Source organism: Sphingomonas sp. Leaf5 (genome assembly GCF_001421155.1).
GTDB lineage: Bacteria > Pseudomonadota > Alphaproteobacteria > Sphingomonadales > Sphingomonadaceae > Sphingomonas.
In genome coordinates this window covers 42,957-67,285 of record NZ_LMJZ01000020.1, presented here as the reverse complement: position 1 = coordinate 67,285, position 24,329 = coordinate 42,957, and the positions used below count along the sequence as shown (strand labels likewise).

The window sequence follows — 24,329 nt, the reverse complement described above, 5'->3', positions numbered from 1 at the left end:
AACGGGCGTTGGCTGTCCGTCCGGATCAGGGCATCCTCACCGAATGCCACAGCACTTGAACATGACCGCGCTCCTCGTCGACGAATATGACACCGCACTCTCCTTTTTTGTCGGGAAACTCGGCTTTGAGGTGCGTGAAGATACTGCCTTGGGTGATGGCAAGCGATGGGTCGTGGTCGCGCCGCATGGTGCGACGAGCGCATTGTTACTGGCGCGGGCCGTCAACGACCGGCAACGTGATGCGATCGGCGACCAGAGTGGCGGTCGCGTGTTCCTATTTCTTGAAACGGATGACTTTGCCCGTGGCCACCTTACCTATACGCAGCGGGGTATCCGCTTCGTTGAGGAACCTCGATCAGAACCTTATGGCATCGTGGCCGTCTTCGAAGACCTCTACGGCAACCGCTGGGACCTGATCGAGCCTGTTGCCTGCAAAGGATGATTCCCGTTTTACCATCCCAGTCGGGAAAGGTCGGCTCCGTTTCGATAAGCTGAAGCCGGTTGCCTCTGCCGCAATCCGCCCTCAAACCTCGTCCGGCCCGGCGATCGGGGCCGACACGGTAAACCGCAACCCCGGCGCGTTGTCGTTTTCCTCGATCACTCCGTCGAGCCGCTTGACCATCGCGGTCAGCATCCGCGTGCCGAATCCGGTGCGGTTGCCGACCCGCCCCTGCCCACGATCGGCGACGGTCAGGCGGAAGCGGTTGCGGAACCGCTCCAGCGAGACCGAAATCGGCCCCGGCTTGCCTTCATAGGCATATTTCTGGGCATTGATGACCAGTTCGACCAGCACCAGCCCGACCTGCACCGCCGCGTCGGCCGAAATCAGCATCGGCGACAGGTCCATGGTCAGTCGCCCGGTCCACTCGTCCCCCATCGACGACTGCATCTCGGCCAGCAGATCCTCGATATAGCGGCCGAGGTCGATGACCGTGACGGCGTCGTCGGAATAGAGCCGGCGATGGACCAGCGCGACCGCCGACAGTCGCCGCTGGGCCTCGCCCAGGTGGCGGGTCAGCGTCTCGTCATTTTCCGCGGTCGCCTGCATCGCGAGGAATGCGACCACCAGTTGCAGGCTGTTCTGCACCCGGTGGTTCACTTCCTTGATCAGCGTGTCCTGTTGCGCCAGCAGTGCATCCTTGTCGGTGACCGCGCGCGACAATTCGCGGTTCAACTCGCCGATCCGCCGCCGCTGGCGCATGTCGAACAACAGCCGCGACAACCGGTGCCCGGCCTCGACCTCGGCCGGGGTCCATGGCCGCGCGCGCCCGCGAATATCCTCGCTCCACGCCGCAAAGGACGCACGGGGGTTGAGCGGCTGGTCGGGAGTGTCGTTCACCGCCTTGTGCGGGTTGCCGGCCCATTGGATCGTCTGCAACGTCTCGGCACGGAACCACATCAGCACGACCGGCTCGTCGGCCGACAGCGTGATCGCGAGGATGCCGCTGGCCAGATTGCGATACGCATGGGCGGCGGGCAGGCGCAGTTCCAGCGCCGCGCTGTGCGTCAGGATCGTGCCCTGCCGCCGGATCCAGCGCGACAGGTCGTCGATATCCTCTCGCGCCGGGACATGGCCGGTCGTATGCAATACCGCACCGCGTTGCAGGGCGAAGCCGTCGGCACCCAGCATCCGTTGCAGGTCGGGACCGATCAGCGCCGCGAGCTGATCGGGATCGCCGTCCTGTGCCAGCCGCTGCGCCAGCGCATCCTCGGCCGCGCGCAGCCGCAACCGTTCGCGATATTCGGCGGCTTCTTCCTTGGCGGTCACCTGCTGCGCGAACGATGCCGCGACCAGTTCGCACGTCTTGCGCTGTAGCGACGACAGGGTGCGCGGGCTGCGATGGTGGCAGGCGACCAGTCCCCACAACATGCCGTCTTTGACGATCGATACCGATGCCGACGCCGCGACGCTCATATTGTGCAGATACTGGATATGGATCGGCGATACCGCGCGCAGGCCGACATCGCTCAGGTCGATCGAACGCAACGCCGGGTCGATCCCGGCGATCGGCGCGGGGGTATAGCCGACTTCGGGGATTACCCGCACCCGGTTGCGGACATACAACGCGCGCGCCTGCCGCGGAATGTCGGAGGCGGGGAAGTGGTGGTTCAGGAACCCGTCCATATCCGGGGCGTGGCGTTCGGCAACGACCTTGCCCGAATCATCGTCGAGGAAGCGATAGATCATGACCCGGTCGAACCCGGTCAGGCGCGAAAAGAGCGCGGCGGCGCGCGCACCCAGATCGTCGAGATCGACGGCGCGGGCGAATTCCTCGCCGCCATGCTCGATCCAGGTCAACGCATCGTCGGTCCCCGGTCGTCCGGGCGCGGTCGGCTCGATCTCGATCAGCCAGTACGTCCCAGCCCGACTGGCGACGACCGACAGCGCGCGGTCGTTGATCGTCCCGAGCGATACCGGCCCGACGATGGTCGACTGCAGAACGGCGAGGGCATCGGCCCCCACCAGCGTTCCGATCGGCCCGCCCAGCCACGCATCGCCCAACAATCCGGCTGCGTCACCCGCGCCGCCCACGATCCGGTCCTCGACGGCATCGACGATCAACAGCACGCCATGCGGCTGGATCGCGCCGGGAATATGGATCGGCTCGCGATCGCACGCGGTCACGTCCGGTCCCAGATCGGACACCGAATGGGCATCGGGCCGCCTGGGCGCATCGAAATCGGCAGTCGTCGCCAACGGGTGGCCTTTCGTGGTCATGATGCGACCCGGCGGCGAACATCGCGGCGGGAAACGCTTGCAGTAAAAGGGCTTGGCGTTTTGTTCAACCGGCCCCCGTCGCGCTGTCCAGCACCTGCCGGATGCGGGCGGCCAGATCGGCGCGCTTATACGGTTTGCCGATCAGATCGAACTCGGTGCCACGCGCATCGACCCGCTCGATCGATGCTTCCGCATAGCCGGTCGTCAGCAGGACCTTTAGGTCGGGGCGCTGCCGTTTCGCCTCGCGCGCCAGCATCACCCCGTTCATACCGCCCGGCATGATCAGGTCGGTGAACAACAGGTCGATCGCCGTTCCGCGTTCCAGAATGTCGATCGCTTCGGGACCGTTGCCGGCGCGCACGACGCGATAGCCGAAATCGTTCAGGATCGATTCGGCCAGATCGCCGATATCGCGCTGGTCCTCGACCACCAGCACCGTTTCGTCCCCGCGGGAGTCGCGTTCGTCCTGCGTCCGGCCACGACGGATCGGCTCGGCGGCATCGGTGGCCGCCGGGAACAGCAGGTGGACGGTCGTGCCCTTGCCCGCGACGGACTCGATCCGCAGCGCACCGTTCGACTGTTTCATGAACCCATAGACCATCGACAGGCCAAGGCCGGTGCCCTTGCCCTGATCCCGGGTCGTGAAGAACGGCTCGGTCGCCCGCGCCAGCACCTCCGGGGTCATGCCGGGGCCGGTATCGGCGATCGACAGGCCGATATATCGGCCGGGCCGCGCATCGGCAAAACGTGGGTCGGTGCCGTCGATACAGGTGTGTTGGGCGGCGATCGTTACGGTGCCACCATCGGGCATGGCGTCGCGGGCATTCATCAGGATGTTGAGGATCGCGGTTTCGGCCTGCACGGGATCGATCCGGGCATTGCAGTCGCTCCCGCAACGCTTCACCTCGATGTCGATCGGCGTTGACCGGATCGTGCGGTTGAGCATCGGCAACAGGTTCGCGATCAGGTCGTCGATATTGGTGACGCGCCACGACAGCTTCTGCTTGCGCGAGAAGGCGAGGAGTTGCCGGGTCAGTTCGGCACCCCGTTCCGCCGCCTCGACCACGGCACGCAGCGACCGGGTGGTTCGCGCGGGGTCGATCGGCTTGTCGTTGCTGCGCTCGACCTGGGTCAGCACGACGTCGGTAAACCCCTGAATGACGGTCAGCAGATTGTTGAAGTCATGCGCGATCCCGCCGGTCAATTGTCCGACCGCCTCCAGCTTCTGCGCCTGCCGCAGCCCTTCCTCGGCATCGCGGCGGCGGGTGACGTCGAGCTGCGAGGCAAAATAATATCGCAGCTCGCCATCGCCATCCAGCACCGGCGACACGAACAACGCGTTCCAGAACGCGCTGCCGTTCTTCTTGTAATTTAGGATTTCGACCGAGGTCTCGCGGCGCTCGCGGATCGCCTCGCCGATTTCCGCGATCGTCTCGGCATCGGTGTCGGGCCCCTGCAGGAACCGGCAATTGCGGCCCAACACCTCGTCCGCCGTATAGCCGGTCATTTGCAGGAAGGCGGGGTTGGCGAAGATGATCGGGTTGTCGTCCTGCTTCGGATCGGTGACGATCATCGGCATCCGGGTGGTCTTGACCGCCGCGAAAAAAATGCCGTTCGCCGGGTCGCGCATGTCCCCTTCGGCGATCGCCGGTTGCCGATGCACGGGATCGAGCGGTTTTTCCGGGCTGGACGGCGCATGCATGGACGGAATCTACCGGTTCGAGGAGTTGCGTAAAGGTCTCGAACGGTTGCTTTGGTTCCACGGCGGGACGGACCCCGATCCGACCCCCGGTCGTTGCACCTTCCATGAACCCCGTCCGCCAAGCCATTGCCCGCCAGGTCCGATTGCTGACGGGCGCGGGCGATGGCGCGATCGATCTGACCCGGCCGCCGGGTGACGATGGGCTCTTCGGGCCGCGATCGGTCAGCTGGCGCGTCCATGGCGATTTCTCGTCGATGATGATCGGCGGCACCGCGGCCTTGCTGGTACAGATGCTGCATCCCGGTGCGCTGGCAGGCGTATGGGATCACAGCAATTTCCAGCGCGACATGCTCGGCCGGCTGAAACGGACCGCGCAGTTCATCGCCGCCACCACCTATGGCAGCACCCTCGAGGCCGAACGGCTGATTGGCCGGGTCCGGCAGATCCATAACCGGGTCAACGGCGTGCTGCCCGACGGCACGCCCTATGACGCCAACGATCCGCACCTGCTGACATGGGTCCATGTCGCCGAGACCGACTCGTTCCTGCGCGCCTATCTTCGCTACCGCGATCCGACGCTGTCGCGCGCCGATCAGGACCGGTATTTCGCCGAAAATGTCGTGGTGGCCGAACGGCTGGGCGCAACCGACGTGCCCGACAGCCGGGCGGCGGTCGATGCATGGCTGTTGTCGGTGCGGCGCGAACTGCGCTGCGACGACCGGACGCGCACGGTGCGCGATGCGCTGCTGCACCAGCCGCTGCCCAACCCGCTGTTGAAGGGGTTCGGCGCGCTCAACACCGCGGCGGCGATCGACCTGTTGCCGCCATGGGCGCGCGCGATGCTGGAATTGCAGGGCAACGGCGTTGGCGTCCGCACCGGCGCCCACGGCATGGCGCGCGTCCTGCGCTGGGCACTCGGCGGATCGGCGTCGGAGAAGACGGCGCGGGCGCAGGGTTAGAGCGGCGGCAACCCTGCCTTTAGCTCGGCCACCCACGGCCCGGCGACGCCATCCGACGGCGCGCGCCAGTCGCCGCGCGGCGACAGCGCCCCGCCACCCGACACCTTCGGTCCGTTGGGCAGCGCCGACCGCTTGAACTGGCTGGTCTGGAAGAACCGCCACAGGAACTTCTCCAGCCACGCCGCGATCGTCGGCAGGTCGTAGCTGCCCTTCGCATCCTCCGGAAAGTCGATCGGCCAGCGCCCCGCCGCCGCATCGCGCCACGCATGCCAGGACAGGAACGCGATCTTCGACGGCCGCATCCCGAAGCGCACGACATGGTGCAGGAAGAAATCGTTCAGCGCATAGGGGCCGACCCGGTCTTCGGTGCTCTGCATCCTGCCCGACGAATCCGCCGGCACCAGCTCGGGCGAAATCTCGGTGTTCAGAATCGCGTCGAGCACCGCGTCGGTATCGGCATCGAACTGATCGGTGCGGATCGCCCAGCGGATGAGGTACTGGATCAGCGTCTTCGGAACGCCGGCATTGACCCCATAATGGCTCATATGATCGCCGACGCCATAGGTACACCAGCCGAGCGCCAGCTCGGACAGGTCGCCGGTCCCCAGCACCAGCCCCTCGCGCTGGTTCGCCAACCGGAACAGATAATCGGTGCGCAGGCCCGCCTGCACATTCTCGAACGTCACGTCGTAGACCGGCTCGCCCTTGGCAAAGGGATGGTCCATATCGCCCAGCATCTGTCGCGCGGCCGGGCGGATGTCGATCTCGCCGCCGGTGATGCCCAGCGCGCGCATCAGCTTCCACGCATTGCTCTTGGTCGTCTCGCCGGTGGCAAAGCCCGGCATGGTGAAGCCCAGAATATCGGTGCGCGGCCGCTCCAGCCGGTCGAACGCCTTGGCCGCGACGATCAGCGCATGGGTCGAATCCAGCCCGCCCGATACGCCGATCACCAGCCGCTTCGTCCCCGACGCGACCAGCCGCTGCCGCAACCCTTCGACCTGGATGTTGAACGCTTCGTAACAGTCATCGTCCAGCCGCTCGGGGGTGTTCGGCACGAACGGATAGCGACGCACTTGGCGCAGCAACCCGATATCTTCATGGGCCGGCGCATGGTCGAACCCGATCCGGCTAAACCGGGTTTCGGGATGGCCGCTGGCGGTGGCGCAGTCGTTGAACGTGCCGGTCCGCATCCGCTCCAGCCGCAACCGCTCCAGATCGACATCGGCATAGACGATGCCCGCCGAACGATCGAACCGGTCGGAGGCGACCAGCACCTCGCCCAGTTCATGGATCGTGCCCTGTCCGTCCCAGGACAGGTCGGTCGTGCTTTCGCCCATGCCCGCCGCCGAATAGACATAGGCCGACATGGTCCGCGCCGATTGCGACGCGCACAGCATCTCGCGGTCGCGCGCCTTGCCGATGACGATGTTCGACGCCGACAGGTTGCACAGCACCAGCGCCCCGGCCAGCGCGCCCGCCGTCGACGGGGGCAGGGGGGACCAGAAATCCTCGCAAATCTCGGCATGGAAGATGAAATCGGGCAGGTCGTCGGCAGCGAAAATCAGGTCGGTGCCGAACGGTACCTCTTGTCCGGCGACGCGCATGGTCAGTCCGGTCAGTCCGGCGCCGGGTGCGAACCAGCGTTTCTCGTAATATTCGCGGTAGTTGGGCAGATAGGTTTTCGGCACCACACCGAGCACCCGTCCGCGCGCCACCGCCACCGCGCAATTATACAGCCGCCCGTTGCGTCGCAGCGCCGCGCCGAGCAGCAGCGCCGGGCGCAGGTCGACACTCGCCGCGACCACCGCCGCCAGCGCCGCCTCGGTCGCGTCGCACAGCGCGTCCTGCACATGCAGGTCGTCGATCGCATAGGAGGTGAGATTGAGTTCGGGAAAGACCAGCAGGTCGGCCCCCGCCGCATGCCCTTCTTGGGCCAGCGCGATCGCGGCACGGCCATTGGCAGCGGGATCGCCCACGCTCGCCAGCGGGGTACAGGCCCCGACGCGGAGCAGGCCATGGGTGTGGATCGAATGGAAGCGGTGCGCGGTCATGGGCCGCACCGTAGGGGAGGGCGCTGGAAAGCGAAACCGTTCGTGACGCTTCAGGATCGGGGGCCGATCGCCATGTCCGTCTTGGGGGAGGAGGCTTCTACGATGCTCCCGGTTCCGTACCCCGGCGAAGGCGAACCCTCTCGAAAGTCGCGCGCTAAACCGAATCGAGCAGTACCCCGGCGAAGGCAGGGGTCCAGTTGGGGGACGCTCGTACCTTGCCGAAGGACCTGCCAACTGGGCCCCGGCATCCGTGAGACCTCTGCGAAAGCCGCAATCATCGGCGGAAACTGGCCGTACCCCCGCGCAGGCGGGGGTCCAGAGCCAAGCAGAACAACGGCTTGCGCTTGGAACCCTGGCCCCCCGCCTGCGCGGGGGTACGGCTGGGGGGGGGCAGGACTTTCGCCGAGATACCGCCTCCGCCGAGCGTACGACGGATTTGTGGTTCAGCGGGCGACGTTCGCTCCGGTCCCACTCCGGCCGGGCGTAACAATGGCGACGGTCGGTACCGCAGACACCATGTCAGCCGGTAACCGTCGATCCGCCCTAGACCTTGGCGGCGTAGATCATCCGGCCTTCGCCGATCAGGTCGAACACCCGCGCCAGATCGCCTTCGGCGACGGCGAAACAGCCCTGGCTGCGGCCCAGCTTGCCGTGCTGTGCGATCATTTCCGGATTGGCATACCATGCGCCGTGAATGACGATCGCGCGCATCAATGCATTGTCGTTGGTATGGTCCAGCCCGACCAGCCGCTGCGACCGGCCATGCTTGCCGATATAATAATTCTCGGTGACGAACGCGCCTTCCGACGTGGCGTTCGAATCGGGCACGTTGCTGAACCGGTCGAGCATCCCGCGATGGCGCGGGTCCGATCCGCTGCCGTGCGAGACGCGCATTGCCGACACGACGCCGCTGTACATGTCGATGAACTGGAAGCGCGGATGCGCGGAGTCGACCGCGAAGTCGGCGATGGCGATCCGGTCGGTCTTGCGGACCGTGCCGCCATGGCGTTGCAGCGCGGCATGGGCGCGTTCGAACAAGCCGGGATTCACCGTCGGCGGCGCCAGCATCTTCTGGACCGGCGCGGCAGGAACCGCCGCCGATGCCAGTCGCTGCGGCATCGGCCCGACCGGCAGATTCTGCGCGACGGGCACGATCGCGTTCCTGGTACAGCCCTGTGCCAGCACCAGCCCCGCAAGGCCCCCTGCTGCCTTCAGCACTGCCCGCCGCGATCGAACCGCTTCGTCTTGCATCCAAATCCTCGTCAAACCGTTGTGGCTTCCCCAGATACGGTACGAACCGGTTCCATTCAATTAACGCCGGGTAATGGGTTGCGTCACTGGTCGCGGCGATGCCACGGGCGGTCGACTCCGTTGCAGTCGATACCATTCGAATTTGCGTTCGGTGGGCGGCTGGGCGATATTCGCTGCGTGATCGTCGCCCTCCGCCTTGGACTCGTGCTGGCGCTGTTGCCGCTGCCGGCGATGGCGCAGCGATCGGACGCGCTGGCGGTCGAGCGGGCGGCGCTGACCATGCGGCCGGGCGCGCATCGCTGGGCCGATGACCCGACCCTGCCGGGACCGGTCAGCATCGTCGTCAGCGTGCCGATGCAGATGGCGTTCGTCTATCGCGGCGACGTGTTGATCGGGGCGACGACGGTGTCGACCGGCAAGCCGGGCAAGACCACGCCGATCGGCGAATATGCCATCCTGCAAAAACGAGCCTTTCACCGCTCCAACCTGTATAATAACGCGCCGATGCCGTTCATGCAGCGGCTGACGTGGGACGGGGTGGCGATGCACGCCGGCAATCTTCCGGGCTTCCCCGCATCGCATGGCTGCATCCGTATCCCGACCGCCTTTGCCCGCGCGCTGTTCGCCGCGACGGCACTCGGCGGGCAGGTGGCGGTGGTGAACGACGTCATCGCCTTTCCCGCCTATCGCCCTGCCGATCCGGTGCCACGGCTGGAGGCGGAGGTGGCGATGCTCGCCGGCCGCGACGACCGGGTGAGCAGCGGAGGCCGTCGTGGCGAGCCGCGATAGGCGAAATCGCTGTCGCCCCGGATCGGCCCGAAAAGTCCTAGACAGCCGTGCGCCGAACCCCGTGCCGACTTTACCCCTGCGGGGAACCGCCATCACGGCCGTGCTGATCGCGCTGGCGCTGGCCGGCTGCAACGACCGTGGCGATCCCGCACCGGCGGCAACGCCCACGCCCCGCCCGACCGCGACGATCGTCGCGCCGCCGGTCACCTCGACCGTACCCGACCGGATCACCGTGGCGACCAACGAACCCTTCTATTCCGCGCGGGTCGCGGGCGACACGATCATCCTCAGCGGCGTCGACATGGCCGAACGGCGCTTGCCGATCACCGATCGCGACATCACCGCCGACCGCCGAAGCTGGACCGCGCGCGACGAAGGCGGCACCGTCGTCGTCACCGCGACGCGCGCCGCTTGCGAAGACGATATGTCGGGCGCGCCGCGCGACTATCGCGGTACGCTGACGCTTGCTGGCCGGACCGTGCGCGGTTGTGCCTTCACCGGCACGCCCGCGCCGCCGCCCGGTGAACCGGCAGCGACGATCCCCGCCACCTTTACCGGCAACTGGAACACCGACGCCGCCGCCTGCGCCAATCCCGCCGCCTCGATCGAGGGGGTCCGGGTCACGCCGCACGAAATCTTGTTCCACGAAAGCGCCGGCCGGGTGACGCGGGTCGAACCGCTCGGCACCGGTCGCATCCGCATCCGTGCCGAGTATGATGGCGAGGGCGAACGCTGGACCGCGACGCAGACGCTGACCGTCGCCGGCAACCGGTTGACCATCGATACCGGCGGCCAGCCGTTCAGTCGCGTGCGCTGTCCGCGGTAGCCAGCACCGCCGCGATCGCCGCGTGCAGCTGATCGCCGGTGAACGGCTTGGTCAGCACCGGTACCCCGACCGGGGTATCGCCGATCTCGGCGAAGCCGGTGATCAGCAGCACGGGCGTTTTGGGGCAGCAGGACTGCACCCGGTTGGCGACGTCGATCCCCGACAGGTCGGGCATGGCGTAATCGGTCAGCACCAGATCGAACCGTGCGCCTGACTCCAGCGCATCGACCGCGGCGCGCGCCGATCCCTGCACCGTGACGCTGTGCCCGACCGCTTCCAGCTGTGCGGCGACGACCGCGCGCACTTCGGGATCGTCCTCGACCAGCAACAGCCGGCGCGGAACGGCGTCGTGCCGGTCGGGGCGGGCGGCGGCCACCGCATCGGTCTGGGCGCGGGGCAGCCATAGATGGATCGTCGTCCCCTGACCGACGACACTGTCGATCGTGACGTCGCCGCCCGCCGCGCGCGCCATCGCCCGCACCATCGGCAGGCCCAGCCCGGTGCCGGCCCCCTGCGCCTTGGTCGTGAAGAACGGTTCGAACACCCGCGCGCGCACCGCGTCGTCCATGCCGCTGCCCGTATCGCCGACCGAGATGCGGACAAACGGTCCCTGCAGGTCCGGCACCAGCCCGGCGGGATCGGCGATATGCGTACTGGCGATGCGGACCGTGCCGCCGCCGCCCATCGCATCGCGCGCATTGATGGCAAGGTTCAGGATCGCCAGCTCGAACTGACCCGGATCGGTGCGCACCGACCATGGTTCCTGCGCGAAGTCGTAGGTCACGCGGATGCGGCCGGCGGTGGTCCGCAGGATCAGCTCCTCGATCGACTGAATCGCTTCGTCGGGGCGGAAGACTTCGGCGGCCAGATCGCGCTGCCGGCTGAAGCTCAGCAGGCGGCGGGTGATTGCGCTGCCGCGTCCGGCGGCTTCGCCGGCGGCGGCAAGATAGCGTTTCAGCCGGTCGCGATCGTCGATCCGCCGCTGCGCCAGTTCCAGATTGCCGATGATCGCCGCCAGCAGATTGTTGAAGTCGTGCGCGATCCCGCCCGACAGGGTGCCGAGCGCCTCCAGCTTTTCCGACTGATGATGCCGCCGCTCCGCCAGCCGCCGTTCGGTATCGTCGCGTTCGATCCGCAGCAGATAGCGGTCGTTGCCCGCCTGGAACGGGATGCGGCGGATATGCGTCCACCGGTCGCCGCCGGGCAGCGGGTGCTGGCGATCCTCGTCATCGACCCTGTCCTGCGCCAGCGTCGCCAGATCGCGCGGGTCGGCAACGACCGCGGCATCCTTGCCGCGCACGATCCGCCCCTCGGCGTCGATGATCGCGACCGCATCGCCCGACCCGTCGGCCAGCCCGCGAAACGCCGCGCGTTCGAACGCCAGCGCGCGGCGCAGCGCGTGGCGTTCGGCGGCGGCGGCGACCATCGCCGTCAGCGCCTCGGCATCCCATGGCTTGTTGGCATAGCCGCTGATCGCGCCATCGTTCAGCGCCGCGACGACCGCCGACAGATCGGCATAGCCGGTCAGCAGGATCGCCTCCGCATCGGTCACCGCCCGCGCGCGCGCCAGGAACTGGCTGCCGGTCAGCTCGGGCATCCGCTGGTCCGACACGATCACCGCGATGTCGCCCTGTTCGGCGATCAGCGCCAGCGCCTCGACCGGGGAGGTGGTCGACACGATGCGATACCGATCTTCCAGCAGGTCGGTCAGCGCGACGAGGATCTCGCGCTCGTCATCGACCAGCAGCAACAGGGGCAGGGCACCGGTGGTTTTCATTACGCCTGTTCCGGTATCCTGATCGCGAACGATGCGCCACCCCGTGCCGCACGGCCGATCTCGATCGTGCCACCATGCGACCGTACCACGCCATAGGCGATGGCGAGGCCCAGCCCGGTGCCGGAGCCGACGTCCTTGGTGGTGAAGAACGGTTCGAACACCCGCTCGCGCCGGTCGTCGGGGATGCCGGGGCCGTTATCGTCGATGCGGATGGTGTAGGTGCCGTCGGCCGATCCGGTCGCGACCATGATTTCGCCGGTCACCGGATCGACCGCGTCGGCGGCGTTGGCGACGATGTTCATCACCACCTGATTGACCAGCGCCCCCGAACATTCGAGCATCCGCGCCGCCCCATAGTCGCGCACGACCCGCACCGTGCCCAGCCGCGGCGCGAGCAGCGTCAGCACCGCGTCGATCGCATCGGGAATGTCGATCTGCGACACCTCGCCATCGTCGAGCCGCGAGAAGCGGCGCAGCTTCACCACCAGCTCCTGAATACGCGTCAGCCCCGACCGGATCGAGGTCAGCCGGTCCGACGCCTTGGTCAGCAGCGTCGCGCGCGTGGCGTCGTCGGCATCGCGCGCGCCCGCCACCGCCCGTTCCACGGTCGACTGATGCGCGAGGATGAACGCCAGCGGATTGTTGATCTCATGCGCGATGCCGGCCACCAGTTCGCCCAGCGACGCCATCTTCGCCGACTGCACCAGCTGCGCCTGCGTCTCGCGCAGCAGGGCGTTGGCCCCGGCCAGTTCGGCGTTGGCGCGCGCCAGCCGGTCGGCCGAATCGGCCTCGGCCCGCGCCTGCGCCAGTGCGATCGCCTGCGCCCGTTCGCGGGCGATGCCGGCGGCTTCCTCGTCGCGGGCCAGCTTGCGCCGGACGATCGCGCGGATCCGCACCAGCAGCATGTCGCCGTCGCTCCGCCGCGACACGACGTCGTCGACTCCGGCGGCAAGGCCCGCCAGCATCGTCGCCGGTTCGGCATCGTCGGTCAGCGCGACCAGCGCGATGCCGCTCGCCCGCGCCACCCGGCACGCGTCGATCCGGGCCGACAGTGCGAAACTCCGCTCGCGCTCGATCACGAGGATGCCGTCGGCGCTGTCCGCCTCGATCGCCGCCAGCGCCACCGCCGGATCGGCACAGCGTTCGACCTGATACCCTTCGGCCGACAGCCGTTCGACCAGCGGATCGCGGTTTGCATCGACGGGATCGAGCAGGAACAACCGCGCCTGGCGCAGCGCCGGAGCCGGTCCGTCTTCCACCGGGCGCCCCCGCGTCTGGCGCAGCAGCGCGCGGATCCGCGATACGATCAGTTCGCCGCCGCCGCGCTTGGGCACATAGGCGTTCGCCCCGCTGTCGAGGCCCTGTCGCTCCACCTCCGACGCATCGTCGCCGGTCAGCATCAGCACCGGCAACGTCCGCGTCGCCCCCGTCTGGCGCACGATCCGCACCAGTTCGTCGCCGTTCATGCCCGGCAACCGGTAATCGACCACCAGCAGGTCCGGCCGGGCATCGTTCAGCGTCGCCAGCGCCGTCTCTGCATCGCGGGTCCGCTGCACCCGCAGCCCGGCACGCTCGAACATCCGCCGCAATTGCAGCGCCTGCGTCTCCGAATCCTCGACCAGCAGGATCGATGCGCCGTCCATCACCGCGTCCGGTCCAGCACGCGCCGGATATGTGGCGCGATCAGGTCGAGCGGCAGCGACAGCGCCCCCATGCGTTGCGCGGCGGCGGGCATGCCATAGACGACCGAACTGCTCGCATCCTCCGCCACCGCCAGCCCTCCCGCCGCGAGCAGCGCCTGCACGCCCGGTGCGCCATCCTCGCCCATCCCTGTCAGCACCACCGCCATCGCCGCACCGTCGAGCGCGGTCGCCCCGCTTTCGATCAGGCGGGTGGCGGACGGGCGCTGGCCGTTGACCGGTGCCTCTCGCCCGACCAGCATCGTGCCGCCCTTGCCGATCGTCAGATGCGCGTCGCCCGGCGCGACATGGATCATGCCGGGGCGCGGCATGTCGCCATGGCCGGCCACCTCGACCCGCTGCGGCACCACGCTGTCGAGCCAGCTCGCGAACCCGGTCATGAAACTCGCCCCCATATGCTGCACCAATAGGACCGGCAGCGGCAGGTCGGCGGGCAACGCCCCGAACAATCTGGCAAGGGCAGGGGGGCCGCCGGTCGATGCCGCGACCAGCAGCATGGTGGGCGCGCGTTGGCGCGTCGCCGGCAAGGGCAGGACCGGCGCAGTCCCCATCCGCCGCCGGACGACGGCGACCTCGCTCATGATCGACAGCTGCGTGCGGATTTCGCGCGCGACCCGCGAATAGGCGGCGTCGCCCAGCCCGACCGGCTTTTCGACGACCGACAACGCCCCTGCGCGCAGCGCATCCATGCTGTTGCCCATCGCGCCGCCGTCCATGCTGGCGGAAATGACGACGATCGGGGTCGGCCGGTCGGCCATGATCCGCCGCGTCGCCTCCAGCCCGTCGATGCCGGGCAGGCGGATATCCATCGAGATGACGTCGGGCCGCACCACCGGCAACGCGGCGATCGCGTCCTCGGCGGTCGCGAACGCGCCGGCCACCGTCAGACGCGGGTCGTCGTTGATGATATGGGTCAACAGCGTGCGGACGACGATCGAATCCTCGACGATCATCACGCGGGCCGGGGTGGTGCGGTCGGGCATCGGCGCGTCAGATCAGCTGCTGCACGACGCCGATCAACTTGCCCTGATCGAAATCCTGTTTGGTGACATAGGCATCCGCGCCGAGGCTGAGGCCGCGTTCGATATCGTCGGGGCTGTTGCGCGAAGTCATCATGACGACGGGTAAAGTTTTCAGTGCCGGATCGTTCCGTATCGCCGCCAGCAAGGTGAATCCGTCCATCCGCGGCATTTCGACATCGGCGACGACCAGATCGATGGCGTCGAGGCCCGATCGCAACCGCTCCAGCCCGGCAAGGCCATCGACCTCGATCAGCACGCGATAGCCCTGCGCCTCCAGGATGCTGCGCTCCAGCGTGCGGGTGGTGATCGAATCATCGACGACCAGAATGGTCTTGCCGTGCGGTTCGGGCGCGGCGTCGGCGGCGATCGGCAGGGCGGCGGTGCCCGGTCGGTCGCGCACTAGTTGTGCCGGGTCCAGCACCAGCACGATCTCTCCGTTCAACAGGATCGTGCCCAGCACCAGCGGCACATCGGCGGCGATCGCCGCGACATCGCCGATCATCAGCGCCCGGACGTCGCTCAGGCCATCGACGACCACCATCCTGCGGACTCCGTCGGCGGCGATCAGGACGGCGGGCAGCGTCCCGGCCGGGGCACCATGCGCCACGCCCAGCACATCGCCCAGCCGGCTCACCGGGATGGCCGTGCCGTCGATCGTCAGCATCGTGTCGCCGCCGCTCGGCGACAGGTCGATCGGGTCGATCCGCCGCACCTGCTTCACCGCATCGGCGGGCAGCGCGAGGCGCATGTCGCCGACCTCGACCAGCAACAGCGTCCGCCGGGTCAGCGCGACCGGCACCGCAATCGACACTACCGTCCCCCCACCGGTGCCGCGCGCGATCGTCGCCGATCCGTGCAGCCGTCGGGCGACCTCGGCGACCACCGACAGGCCGATGCCGCGCCCGGCCACTTCGTCCAGCCGTTCGGCGGTCGAAAATCCCTGTTCAAACAGCAACGCATGCAGCGCGGCCCCACGCGGCGGCGCTGCGTCGGCGGCGATCAGCCCGGCGGCACGCGCCCGCGCAGCGATGACCTTGTCGTCCAGCCCCGCACCATCGTCGCGCACCGTGATCGTCAACCGTCCGCGATCGATCCGCGCATCGACGGCGATGGTGCCGGCATCCTCCTTGCCTGCGCGCCGTCGGACCGCCGGCGTCTCGATCCCGTGGCGCACGGCGTTGCGCAGCAGGTGCAGCAACGGATCGCGCAGCGCGTTCAGCACGCGACGATCGGCCTCTCCACCGATATCGGCGACCTGCAACCGGGCGATCTTGCCCTCGGCGGCGGCAAGGTCGCGCACCGCACGCTCGTGCCCGTCGAACAGCGTTGCGACCGGTTGCAGCAACATCCGTTCGCCATCGCGCTCCAGCTCGGCGCTCGACCTGTCGAGCGCGTCGCGCAGCCGGCCGTGCAGGCGGCGGATACGGTCGAGTTCGCCGGTCGCCTGCCGCAATCGCCGGGCGGCTTCGCCATCGCCGCTGTCGCCGAGCAACGGCAGCAAGGCCGCCAGATCCTCGGACAGCGCATTCAGCCGTTCGGCGACCTGCCCCTGTTCGGCGACCTGCGTCGCCATGACGTGCAGCGATCGGCCGAGCCGTTCGACGCGGTGGCCGGCAATCGCGACGCGCCGCTCGGGTTCGTGGTCGCGCACGATGTCGGTGCCGGTGGCGGGCGGGGCGGCGCCGTCCTCGATCGCGTCGGTCAGCATCCGCAGGTCGGCGATGGCGGCGTCGTCCATGGCGCGGTCGCCGCGCTCGATCGCCAGCAACAGCGCCTCGGCCTCATGTGCCGCCGCTTCGGTCGCGGGCAGTTCGACTGCGCGCGCCGCACCTTTCAGACTGTGTGCCCGCCGGCTGAACTCGCGCAGGTCGACCGGCCGTCCGGCATCGGCATCGGCCAGCGCCGCGCGGATGCCGGCCAGATGCTCGGCCAGCTCCGACGCGAACGCCGCCATCAATTCGGCCTGCAATTCGTCCATGGCCTACAGCCGATAGCGTTCGGTCAGCCCGACCAGCGTGCGCGACAATTCGCCCAGATCGCCTGCCGCCTGATCCAGCTGCCGGGTCGACGATGCGGTCTGCTGCGACGCCTCGCGGATGTTCTGCAGCGCGATCGTCACCTGTTCGATGCCGATCTGCTGCTGGTTGGTCGACGCGACGATCTGCTGGAACGTCTGGACATTTTCCTGCACCCGCGCCGCCAGTTCCTCGATCGCGGCATGGCCGGCATCGGTGCGTTCCTTGCCCGACGCGACGCGCTTCACCGCTTCCTCGGTCAGCATCACCGACGAATTGATGCCGCGCTGGATATCGCCCAGGATCGATCGGACGTTGCGCGTCGCGCCCTTCGCCTGATCGGCCAGCAGCTTCATCTCGGCAGCGACGATCGCGAAACTGCGCCCCTGTTCGCCTGCCGCCGCCGCCTCGATCGACGCGTTCAGCGCCAGCAGGTGCGACCGTTCGGATACGTCGTTGACCGTGGCGATGATGTCGCCGATCGCCTGCGTCTTCTCCGACAGCGCGACGATGTTGGTCGCGACCGCTTCGGCCTGTTCGCGGATCGCGTCCATCGCCTGCGCGGTATCGCCGACCGCGCTAAGGCCCGAATCGCTGATCTGCGCGGTCGCCTGCGCCTGCGCGATCACTTCCTGTGCGCGGCGGCTGATCTGCGCGCCGCTATGGGTGATCTCGTCGACGGTCGCGGCGGTTTCCTGAACGGCGGCCAGCTGTTCCTCGACCGACGCGGCCTGTTCCTGCGTCGATGCACGGATCTCGGTGGTCGCGGCGTTCAGGTTGTTGGTCGCGGCGCGGTTCTGCGACGCGATGGTGCGCAGTCCCGCGACCATCTCGTTCAGCGTCCGGCCCAGCTGGCCCAGCTCGTCCTTGCCGGTCGCATCGGTGGTGGTCGACAGGTCGCCGCCGCCGATCCGCCCGACGAACTGCATGAACTCGTCGAGGGGGCGGACGATCGACCGGCGGATGGTGATCGCGACCGCGATGCTGACCAGCACCGCGACGATCAGGCCGATGATGATCGACACGCGGCTGGCATTGTACACGTCGCGGGTCGCATCGCGGCCCTTCTCGATCGCGGCGTTCAGCGTTTCGCGCGCCTGCCCGACACGGGCGACGGTAGCGGCATGGTCGCGCACGATATCGTCATCCGCCGCCAGCACGGCGGTACGGTCGCCGGCCTGGATCGCCGCCAGCTGCGTCTCGACATCGGTGCGGGTCCGGGCCAGCGCACGATCGGCCTCGCCCAGCTGTCGGGCCATGCGCGTCCATTGTTCGGACCGGAGGCCGGTGACCGCATTCGCGCGATACGTCTCGGCGGCGCGTTCCTGTTCCGCCATGCCGCGTGCGGCATCGTCGATCGCCGCCCGCCAGCCGGCAATGCCTTCGCGGGTGGCGGCGCTGTTGCCCGTCAGGAAACCGCGCACCAGTGCCGCTCGCTGCTCGACCTTGCGCGACAGGGCATGGTCGATGCGGTTCAGCGCCTCCATCGACGAAAGGTCGCGTTCGACGATCAGGTCGACGGTCGATCGGACCTCGCCGATCTGCGCCAGTGCATAGAGGCCGAGGGCGAGCAGGATCGCGGTGAGGGCGGCAAAGCCGGCGGCGATCCGGGTGGAGACGGACAAACCTTATCCTTCCTGAAGACGGGCGGGGAGTAGTAATTCGATCAGCAGCGCCGGGTCGACGCGGGTCAGGCGCTGGCCATCCCCTTCGACCAGACGCGACAATGTTGGCACGGCGTCGCCCTGCGGCATGTCGACCACGCCCAGCAGGGCATCGACCGCCAGTGCGATCCGCGGCGCATCGTGGCGCAGCACGATCATCGCGGTGGCCGTGCCAACTTCGCGCGCCAAAAGCGATGCTGGATGGAACAGGTTCACCACCGCGCCACGCCATGCGACCACCCCGGCCAGCGCCCCCGGAGCATGCGGCACACGTGTAACCTTTGGCACCATCGCCACCGCCCGCACCTGCTCGATCGGCAGCCCGTGCGCGACCCCGCCCAGCGCGAACGTCAGCAGCGTCTCGGTCGGCCAACCGCTTGCGATCCGCTCCCCCGCGACCGCCCGCTGCCGCATCCGCAGCACGGCGGCAATGGCATCGGCGTCCAGCCCGTCGGCGACGATCGGCGGCGCGCTCATCGGGCGCTCCCCATGATATGCCGGATCGCCGCGGTCATCGCCCCCGCCGTCATGCCGTCGCCACCGGTCAGCTCGGTCGCGGGATCGAGCGCGGCGGCGACGCGCAACGCATTGGTCAGGCTGCGTTTACCGTCGGGCTGCCGGCCCTGCGCCAGCAGGTAATGGCCGAACTGGTAATGCGCCATCGCGAACGATCCATCGATATACAGCGCATCGCGAAACGCCCGCTCCGCCAAATCCCGGTCGCCGCCTGCCAGCGCGTCGAGCGCCGCAAAATAGCGCGCGACCGCATCCGGCATCCGTTCGACGACCGGCGGCGGTGCCGCCACCGGCTTGCGGCTCGCGCGGGGTTGCACTGGCGCAAGGGTAGGGGGGCGCTGCATCACCGGCGGCGGAGCAGAAACCGAAGCCGTCCGCACGACCGACCCGCGCGGGCGATAGGCGAGGATACCCGCCACCTGCACCGTATCGGCCACCGCATCGAACCCCGGATTGGGCTCGGCATGGCCCAGCAGCAGCAACCCGTCCTGCGCCAGCCGCTCGACCAGCGCGCCGACGATCGCCGTCGCATGGTCCTGCGCGAAATAGATCAGGACGTTACGACACAGGATCAGGTCGTACTCGGTAAAGCCGAGCGCCGCTGTGCCGTCGATCAGCGACAACAGGTTATGCCGTTCGAACCGCGCGGTCGCGCGATACCGCTCCTTCAGCCGGTATCGCTCGCCGGTCCGGTCGAACAGCCGCACCCGTTCCGCGTCGTCCATCGTCCGGAGCGCCCATGAGGAATAGTCCGCCTTCCGCGCCGCCGTCAGTGCCGCATCGTCGATATCGGTCCCGGTCAGCGCGATCCGCCACTCGTCGATCGCCTTACCCAGCAGGTCGCTCAACAGGATCGCGATCGAATGCGCCTCCGCCCCGGTCGAACAGCCGACGCTCCAGATGCGCAACCGCTTCTCCGCCGCGTTCCGCGCGATCAGCCGCGGCAGGATGACGGTGCGCAGCGCATCGAACTGCTCGGCGAAGCGGAAGAAAAAGGTTTCGTTGATCGTCACCGCGCTTTCGAGCAGCGGCCATTCGGCATGGTCGCGATCGCGCAGCCGCTCGAGATATGCCGCCAAGGTCGTATCGCCTGTCTCGGCCATGCGATGGGCGATACGCTCGGCGAGCTGCGCGTCCTTGTCGATGTAATAATGATGGCCGGTACGCGCGATCACCAGTGCCTTGACCTCGGCAAAGGCTTCGTCGCGGATCATGCGGCGCGCCACTCGTCGGCACGCGCGGCGGCGGCGACGGTCAGCGCCGCCAACGCCGCGCGTTCGCTGTCGAGCAGCAGGCGATCGGCCGCGATGACATGGGCAACGTCGTCGCCGACCGGCAGTTCGCCGACGATCGCCGCATTCAGACTCTTTTCCGGATCGACCGGCGCGACGTCACCGCGCACGACGTCCTCCGCCCGGTCGATCAGCAGGCAGGGGCCATCGCCCCGCAACCGCACCAGATGCGAGAACAGCCCGATCGTCTCGACGCTCGCCATGGGGTCGAGCAGCATCAGCGGTGCCAGCACCGGCACCGGCGCGCCCTGCAACAGCACGAAGCCCAGCACCGGCACGGGCAACCCCGGCGGCGCATCGATCGGCAGCATCGGCAGCACCTCGCGCACCGCCGTCATCGGCAGCGCGAGGCGGGTGTCGCCGATACGCAGGATCAGGAACGATGCGGTCATCGTGGCAGGCTATATCGCGGGCGTGTCCCGCTGTCAGTCGCGTTGCGCGCTGAGCCGTGCGAGATCGGCCTGGGTATTGACGTTGGCGATGTGGCCCTCGACCGTCACCGGCTCCGCGCCGATCCAGTCGGCAAAGGCCCGCACCGATCGCGATCCCGGACCGCGCAGCACCGCCTGCAGCGTCGTGTTCGCATCGACCGGCCACAGCCCGACGACCGGCAGGTCGGGCAGATAGGCGGCAGGACCCGCTGCCGACAATTGCGCGCGCAGGTCGCCCGGCACGAACGGCGTATCGCACGGCACCGTCAGTACATGCGTGAACCCTTCGGCACAGGCATGGTGCAGCGCCGCCGCGATCCCGCCGAGCGGCCCAAGGTCGGGGGCGGGGCGATCGGGCACCGCCTCCAGCCCTTCATGAGTGCGGCCGACGACGATCAGCGCATCGACCTGCGGTTCGACCGCGTCGGCGACGTGGTCGATTAGCGCACGGCCGTCGATCGCAGCCAGCGCCTTGTCGCTGCCGAAGCGGCTCGATCGGCCACCGGCGATGATCGCGCCCAAAATCCGCGTCATGACGCGAGCATCGCATCGGACCGCACCAGCGTCCGCAGCGCCAGTCCTGCCGCAGCAGCCCGGTCCATCGCCAGCGTCGTCGCGGCGGACAGCGTCGCCAGCATCGGGCATCCCGCCAGCACCGCTTTCTCGACCAGTTCGAACGAGCAGCGCGACGACAGCAGGGCGAAGCCGCCATCCCAGTCGAACCCGCCCCGCCGCATCGCACCGATCAGCTTGTCGAAGGCATTATGCCGCCCGACATCCTCGCGGACCAGCCGGATGCTGCCATCGGTTGCGCATAGCGCGGCGGCGTGGGTCGCGCCGGTCGCCCGTGCCAGCGGTTGATGATCGCGAAGCGCAGCGGCGGCGGCGAACAGGGCGGCGTCATTGGCCGTCGATCGTACCGTCACGGTCGGCAGCGGGCGCAATGCCTGCTCCAGGTTCTCGATGCCGCACAGACCGCACGATGATTCCGAAACACGGTGCCGGACCCGGTCGGCGATCCTCCCGTGCCGTTCGGGTATCAACGTCACGCGCAGCAGCGTGCCGGCATCAGTGGCATGCGCACTCACCTCGACAACTTCGTCCGCCTGATCGGCCAGTCGTTCGGCCAGCACGAAGCCGTGCGCGAGATCGCCCAGATCGTTCGGTGTCGCCATCAGCACCGCATAGCCCAGACCGTTCACCTCGATCGCCACCGGCGCCTCGACGGCTACGGCGCGGTCATACTCGGACCGGTCCCCCGCCGGTGCCACCCGGTCGAACCGTCGAATAATTATTCCATCGGCGTTCATCCGGCGACGATACGGACCGGCACCGCTTTCGCGGCGGGCGTCTTCGATGCGTAATCGTGCCAGCCGATCGGGATCAGCGGGTTGAGTTCGGGATAGTACCCCGCGACGCACCCGTCGGGCAGGTCGAACGGCACGACCTTCAGCCCCGCGACCCGGCGGTCGACGCCGTCCTCGGCATCGCCGACCAGCGTCACGATCTGTCCCTTGTGCAGACCCGCTCTCGCGATTTCGGCCGGGTTCATCATCAACACGTCGCGCGTCCCCGAAATTCCACGGAAGCGATCGTCATAGCCGTAAATCGTTGTATTGAACTGATCGTTCGAACGGAGCGTCACGAGCCGTAACCGGCCTGGCGCATCCTCGATCGCCGTCCCGGACAAGGACCGGGGAATGGTGAACTCGGCCTTGCCGCTGTCGGTCTTCCACACCCGTTCGCGCGCGGCATTGCCGCGATAGAACCCGCCGGGCGTGAACATGCGGTCTTCGAAATCGTGAAATTCTTCTGGATAGGTCGCTTCGATCAAGGCGCGGATCTTCGCATAGTCACCGGTCCAGCCATCCCAATCGACCTTCGGATTGGGATCGAGCGTCGCCTTGGCCATGCCCGCGACGATCGCTACTTCAGACTTCAAATGTTCGCTCGCCGGCTCATGCGTGGCGATCGAACCGTGGATATGGCTGAACGTATCCTCGATCGTGACGATCTGTTCGCCGCTCGCCTGCTTGTCGACCTCCGTCCGTACCAGACAGGGCAGAAGGTATGCCGTCCTGCCGTTAATCAAATGGCTCCGGTTCAGCTTCGTCGCGATCTGCACGGTCAGGCGAATGTCGGGCCACGCCGCTTCGATCCGTTCCAGATCGGGGATCGCGCGCAGGAAATTCCCGCCGAGCGAAACGAAGGCGTCGATCTCGCCCTTCAAAATGTCCTCGCACGCGGTGACGGTGTTGTGGCCATGCTCCATCGGCGGCTCGAAACCAAACAGTTCGCGCAACCGGTCCATCGGCACCAGCTCGGGCTTTTCCGAAATGCCGACGGTGCGCTGGCCCTGCACGTTGCTATGTCCGCGGACCGGCGACATGCCGGTGCCGACGCGCCCGATATTCCCCTTCATCAGCAGCAGGTTCACATAGGTCACGACATTGTCGAACCCGTTGACCTGCTGCGTCAGCCCCATGCCGTAGATGCCGATCGTCCGATCCGCCTCGACATAGACCTGACCCGCTGCCTCGATATCGGCGCGCTTCAGTCCACTTTCGCGTTCGATATCCGCCCAGTCGGTGGCGCGGACCATCGCGTCGAACTCGGCGAACCCGGCGGTATGCTGTTCGATGAAGTCGACGTCGAGGACATGAACCTGGTGCTCCGCCCAACTCTTGTCCTCGGCAGCGAGCACATGCTTGGCGAGGCCGATCATCACCGCGACGTCGCCGCCGGGCCGGACCTGATGATATTGGCAGGAAATCCTGGTTTCGCTGCGGGTCGCCATTTCGAACGGATTTTGCGGATCGGTGAACGCGATCAGGCCCGGTTCCTTGACCGGGTTGAACGTCACGACCTTGCACCCCCGCTTCACCGCATCGCGCAGCGGGTGCAGGAAGCGCGGGCTGTTCGACCCGGTATTCTGCCCGAAGAAGAACATCGCATCGCAATGTTCGAAATCGTCGAGGATCGAGGTGCCGACCGGCGCACCAATCACCTTCTTCAGCGCGACCGATGTGGTCTCGTGGCACATGTTCGAGCTGTCGGGCAGATTGTTGTGCCCATAAAGCCGCGCGAACAAGGCGAAGAGATAGGATGTTTCGAGGCTGGCGCGGCCCGAGGCGTAGAAGATCGCCTTTTTCGGATCGATCGCGCGCAGTTCGGCACCTATTGCCGTAAACGCTTCGTCCCAGCTGCATTCGACATAATGGTCGGTTGCGTGATCGTACCGCATCGGGTGGGTTAGTCGCCCCTGATGCTCCAGATCGAAATCCTTCCAGCCCTTCAGTTCGCTGACCGAATGCTTGGCGAAGAATTCGGGGGTGCAGCGATTGGGGGTCAGGTCCCAAAGCGTCGCCTTGGCACCATTCTCGCAGAATTCGAACGGGTGCGGTTCGGCCGGCTTGCCCCATGCGCAGGAGGTGCACATGAAGCCCTTGGTCTTGTTCTGGCGGGCGAGCTGGGCGAGCGCGGCGGGGCGATTGCGTTCCTTGCCGAGGATTTTCGACATCCCCTTGACCGAACCCCACCCGCCGGCGGGGCCGTCATAGCCCACCACATCTTCGCGATCCGCCACCGTCATCCCCTCGCCACGCCGTATGACCC

The 24,329-nt window shown here is 67.7% G+C and carries 19 protein-coding genes; 4 read left to right on the top strand and 15 right to left on the bottom strand.

Annotated elements, in window-relative coordinates:
- The first annotated feature begins 43 nt into the window (after nucleotides 1-43).
- The gene (locus ASE50_RS12760) at nucleotides 44-442 is read left to right on the top strand and encodes a VOC family protein (protein ID WP_056401019.1); all 399 of its coding nucleotides are present in this window, start codon (nucleotides 44-46) and stop codon (nucleotides 440-442) included.
- 81 nt (nucleotides 443-523) lie between these two features.
- Here the strand turns inward: ASE50_RS12760 and ASE50_RS12755 are convergent, their stop codons facing one another.
- Together ASE50_RS12755 and ASE50_RS12750 are read right to left on the bottom strand one after the other, a co-directional pair.
- Complete coding sequence (locus ASE50_RS12755) at nucleotides 524-2,698, bottom strand: histidine kinase dimerization/phosphoacceptor domain -containing protein (protein WP_235512330.1); 2,175 nt, start codon at nucleotides 2,696-2,698, stop codon at nucleotides 524-526.
- 85 nt (nucleotides 2,699-2,783) lie between these two features.
- Nucleotides 2,784-4,421 carry a histidine kinase famiy protein gene (locus ASE50_RS12750; protein ID WP_056401012.1) on the bottom strand — a complete coding sequence of 546 codons (1,638 nt, stop codon included), beginning with the start codon at nucleotides 4,419-4,421 and terminating at the stop codon, nucleotides 2,784-2,786.
- A 104-nt stretch (nucleotides 4,422-4,525) separates the two neighbouring features.
- Between ASE50_RS12750 and ASE50_RS12745 the strand changes: the two genes are divergently transcribed.
- Entirely contained in the window at nucleotides 4,526-5,380 is an 855-nt protein-coding gene (locus ASE50_RS12745; protein ID WP_056401009.1) for an oxygenase MpaB family protein, read from the top strand.
- Here ASE50_RS12745 and ASE50_RS12740 read toward each other — a convergent pair.
- A complete protein-coding gene (locus tag ASE50_RS12740; protein WP_056401006.1) occupies nucleotides 5,377-7,431 on the bottom strand; it encodes an NAD(+) synthase in 2,055 nt (684 codons plus the stop codon). The two genes, ASE50_RS12745 and ASE50_RS12740, sit on opposite strands and share 4 nt — an antisense overlap.
- A gap of 543 nt (nucleotides 7,432-7,974) precedes the next feature.
- Entirely contained in the window at nucleotides 7,975-8,682 is a 708-nt protein-coding gene (locus tag ASE50_RS12735) for a murein L,D-transpeptidase catalytic domain family protein (protein WP_056401004.1), read from the bottom strand.
- A gap of 177 nt (nucleotides 8,683-8,859) precedes the next feature.
- Here ASE50_RS12735 and ASE50_RS12730 point away from each other — a divergent pair, with 177 nt between their 5' ends.
- Nucleotides 8,860-9,471 carry a L,D-transpeptidase family protein gene (locus ASE50_RS12730; protein WP_268794934.1) on the top strand — a complete coding sequence of 204 codons (612 nt, stop codon included), beginning with the start codon at nucleotides 8,860-8,862 and terminating at the stop codon, nucleotides 9,469-9,471.
- Between the two features lie 100 nt (nucleotides 9,472-9,571).
- Nucleotides 9,572-10,297: a hypothetical protein gene (locus ASE50_RS12725; protein WP_056400997.1), complete on the top strand. Its 726-nt coding sequence runs from the start codon at nucleotides 9,572-9,574 to the stop codon at nucleotides 10,295-10,297.
- Here ASE50_RS12725 and ASE50_RS12720 read toward each other — a convergent pair.
- The 11 genes from ASE50_RS12720 to ASE50_RS12670 are packed head-to-tail and all read right to left on the bottom strand — an operon-like array spanning nucleotide 10,272 to nucleotide 24,300.
- Nucleotides 10,272-12,074, bottom strand: coding sequence for a response regulator (locus ASE50_RS12720; RefSeq protein ID WP_056400995.1), 1,803 nt, complete (start codon nucleotides 12,072-12,074; stop codon nucleotides 10,272-10,274). The two genes, ASE50_RS12725 and ASE50_RS12720, sit on opposite strands and share 26 nt — an antisense overlap.
- Nucleotides 12,074-13,717 (bottom strand): response regulator, encoded by a 1,644-nt coding sequence (locus ASE50_RS12715; RefSeq protein ID WP_056400991.1) that lies wholly within the window; start codon nucleotides 13,715-13,717, stop codon nucleotides 12,074-12,076. The genes ASE50_RS12720 and ASE50_RS12715 overlap by 1 nt, the downstream gene beginning before the upstream one ends.
- Complete coding sequence (locus ASE50_RS12710; protein WP_200909543.1) at nucleotides 13,717-14,757, bottom strand: chemotaxis protein CheB; 1,041 nt, start codon at nucleotides 14,755-14,757, stop codon at nucleotides 13,717-13,719. The genes ASE50_RS12715 and ASE50_RS12710 overlap by 1 nt, the downstream gene beginning before the upstream one ends.
- A gap of 7 nt (nucleotides 14,758-14,764) precedes the next feature.
- Nucleotides 14,765-16,774 carry a response regulator gene (locus ASE50_RS12705; protein ID WP_056400988.1) on the bottom strand — a complete coding sequence of 670 codons (2,010 nt, stop codon included), beginning with the start codon at nucleotides 16,772-16,774 and terminating at the stop codon, nucleotides 14,765-14,767.
- 3 nt (nucleotides 16,775-16,777) lie between these two features.
- Nucleotides 16,778-18,436: a methyl-accepting chemotaxis protein gene (locus ASE50_RS12700; protein ID WP_056400984.1), complete on the bottom strand. Its 1,659-nt coding sequence runs from the start codon at nucleotides 18,434-18,436 to the stop codon at nucleotides 16,778-16,780.
- A gap of 3 nt (nucleotides 18,437-18,439) precedes the next feature.
- On the bottom strand, nucleotides 18,440-18,952 hold the full coding sequence (locus tag ASE50_RS12695) for a chemotaxis protein CheW (protein ID WP_056400982.1): 513 nt from the start codon (nucleotides 18,950-18,952) through the stop codon (nucleotides 18,440-18,442).
- Complete coding sequence (locus ASE50_RS12690) at nucleotides 18,949-20,205, bottom strand: CheR family methyltransferase (protein WP_056401409.1); 1,257 nt, start codon at nucleotides 20,203-20,205, stop codon at nucleotides 18,949-18,951. Before ASE50_RS12690 ends, ASE50_RS12695 begins: the two co-directional genes overlap by 4 nt.
- On the bottom strand, nucleotides 20,202-20,675 hold the full coding sequence (locus ASE50_RS12685) for a chemotaxis protein CheW (protein WP_056400980.1): 474 nt from the start codon (nucleotides 20,673-20,675) through the stop codon (nucleotides 20,202-20,204). The genes ASE50_RS12690 and ASE50_RS12685 overlap by 4 nt, the downstream gene beginning before the upstream one ends.
- A 33-nt stretch (nucleotides 20,676-20,708) precedes the next feature.
- Nucleotides 20,709-21,248, bottom strand: a complete 540-nt coding sequence (locus tag ASE50_RS12680; protein ID WP_056400978.1) for a molybdenum cofactor guanylyltransferase — start codon at nucleotides 21,246-21,248, stop codon at nucleotides 20,709-20,711.
- Nucleotides 21,245-22,024, bottom strand: coding sequence for a formate dehydrogenase accessory sulfurtransferase FdhD (fdhD, locus tag ASE50_RS12675; RefSeq protein WP_056400976.1), 780 nt, complete (start codon nucleotides 22,022-22,024; stop codon nucleotides 21,245-21,247). The genes ASE50_RS12680 and fdhD overlap by 4 nt, the downstream gene beginning before the upstream one ends.
- On the bottom strand, nucleotides 22,021-24,300 hold the full coding sequence (locus tag ASE50_RS12670) for an FdhF/YdeP family oxidoreductase (RefSeq protein WP_414882188.1): 2,280 nt from the start codon (nucleotides 24,298-24,300) through the stop codon (nucleotides 22,021-22,023). Before ASE50_RS12670 ends, fdhD begins: the two co-directional genes overlap by 4 nt.
- Nucleotides 24,301-24,329 lie beyond the last annotated feature (29 nt).

Coding starts and splice junctions, on each gene's coding strand:
- ASE50_RS12735 (WP_056401004.1), bottom strand. CDS start 8,682: ATGCAAGACGAAGCGGTTCGATCGCGGCGGGCAGTGCTGAAGGCAGCA.
- ASE50_RS12720 (WP_056400995.1), bottom strand. CDS start 12,074: ATGAAAACCACCGGTGCCCTGCCCCTGTTGCTGCTGGTCGATGACGAG.
- ASE50_RS12695 (WP_056400982.1), bottom strand. CDS start 18,952: ATGAGCGCGCCGCCGATCGTCGCCGACGGGCTGGACGCCGATGCCATT.
- ASE50_RS12760 (WP_056401019.1), top strand. CDS start 44: ATGCCACAGCACTTGAACATGACCGCGCTCCTCGTCGACGAATATGAC.
- ASE50_RS12685 (WP_056400980.1), bottom strand. CDS start 20,675: ATGACCGCATCGTTCCTGATCCTGCGTATCGGCGACACCCGCCTCGCG.
- ASE50_RS12690 (WP_056401409.1), bottom strand. CDS start 20,205: ATGATCCGCGACGAAGCCTTTGCCGAGGTCAAGGCACTGGTGATCGCG.
- fdhD (WP_056400976.1), bottom strand. CDS start 22,024: ATGAACGCCGATGGAATAATTATTCGACGGTTCGACCGGGTGGCACCG.
- ASE50_RS12710 (WP_200909543.1), bottom strand. CDS start 14,757: ATGCCCGACCGCACCACCCCGGCCCGCGTGATGATCGTCGAGGATTCG.
- ASE50_RS12680 (WP_056400978.1), bottom strand. CDS start 21,248: ATGACGCGGATTTTGGGCGCGATCATCGCCGGTGGCCGATCGAGCCGC.
- ASE50_RS12740 (WP_056401006.1), bottom strand. CDS start 7,431: ATGACCGCGCACCGCTTCCATTCGATCCACACCCATGGCCTGCTCCGC.
- ASE50_RS12715 (WP_056400991.1), bottom strand. CDS start 13,717: ATGGACGGCGCATCGATCCTGCTGGTCGAGGATTCGGAGACGCAGGCG.
- ASE50_RS12745 (WP_056401009.1), top strand. CDS start 4,526: ATGAACCCCGTCCGCCAAGCCATTGCCCGCCAGGTCCGATTGCTGACG.
- ASE50_RS12750 (WP_056401012.1), bottom strand. CDS start 4,421: ATGCATGCGCCGTCCAGCCCGGAAAAACCGCTCGATCCCGTGCATCGG.
- ASE50_RS12705 (WP_056400988.1), bottom strand. CDS start 16,774: ATGGACGAATTGCAGGCCGAATTGATGGCGGCGTTCGCGTCGGAGCTG.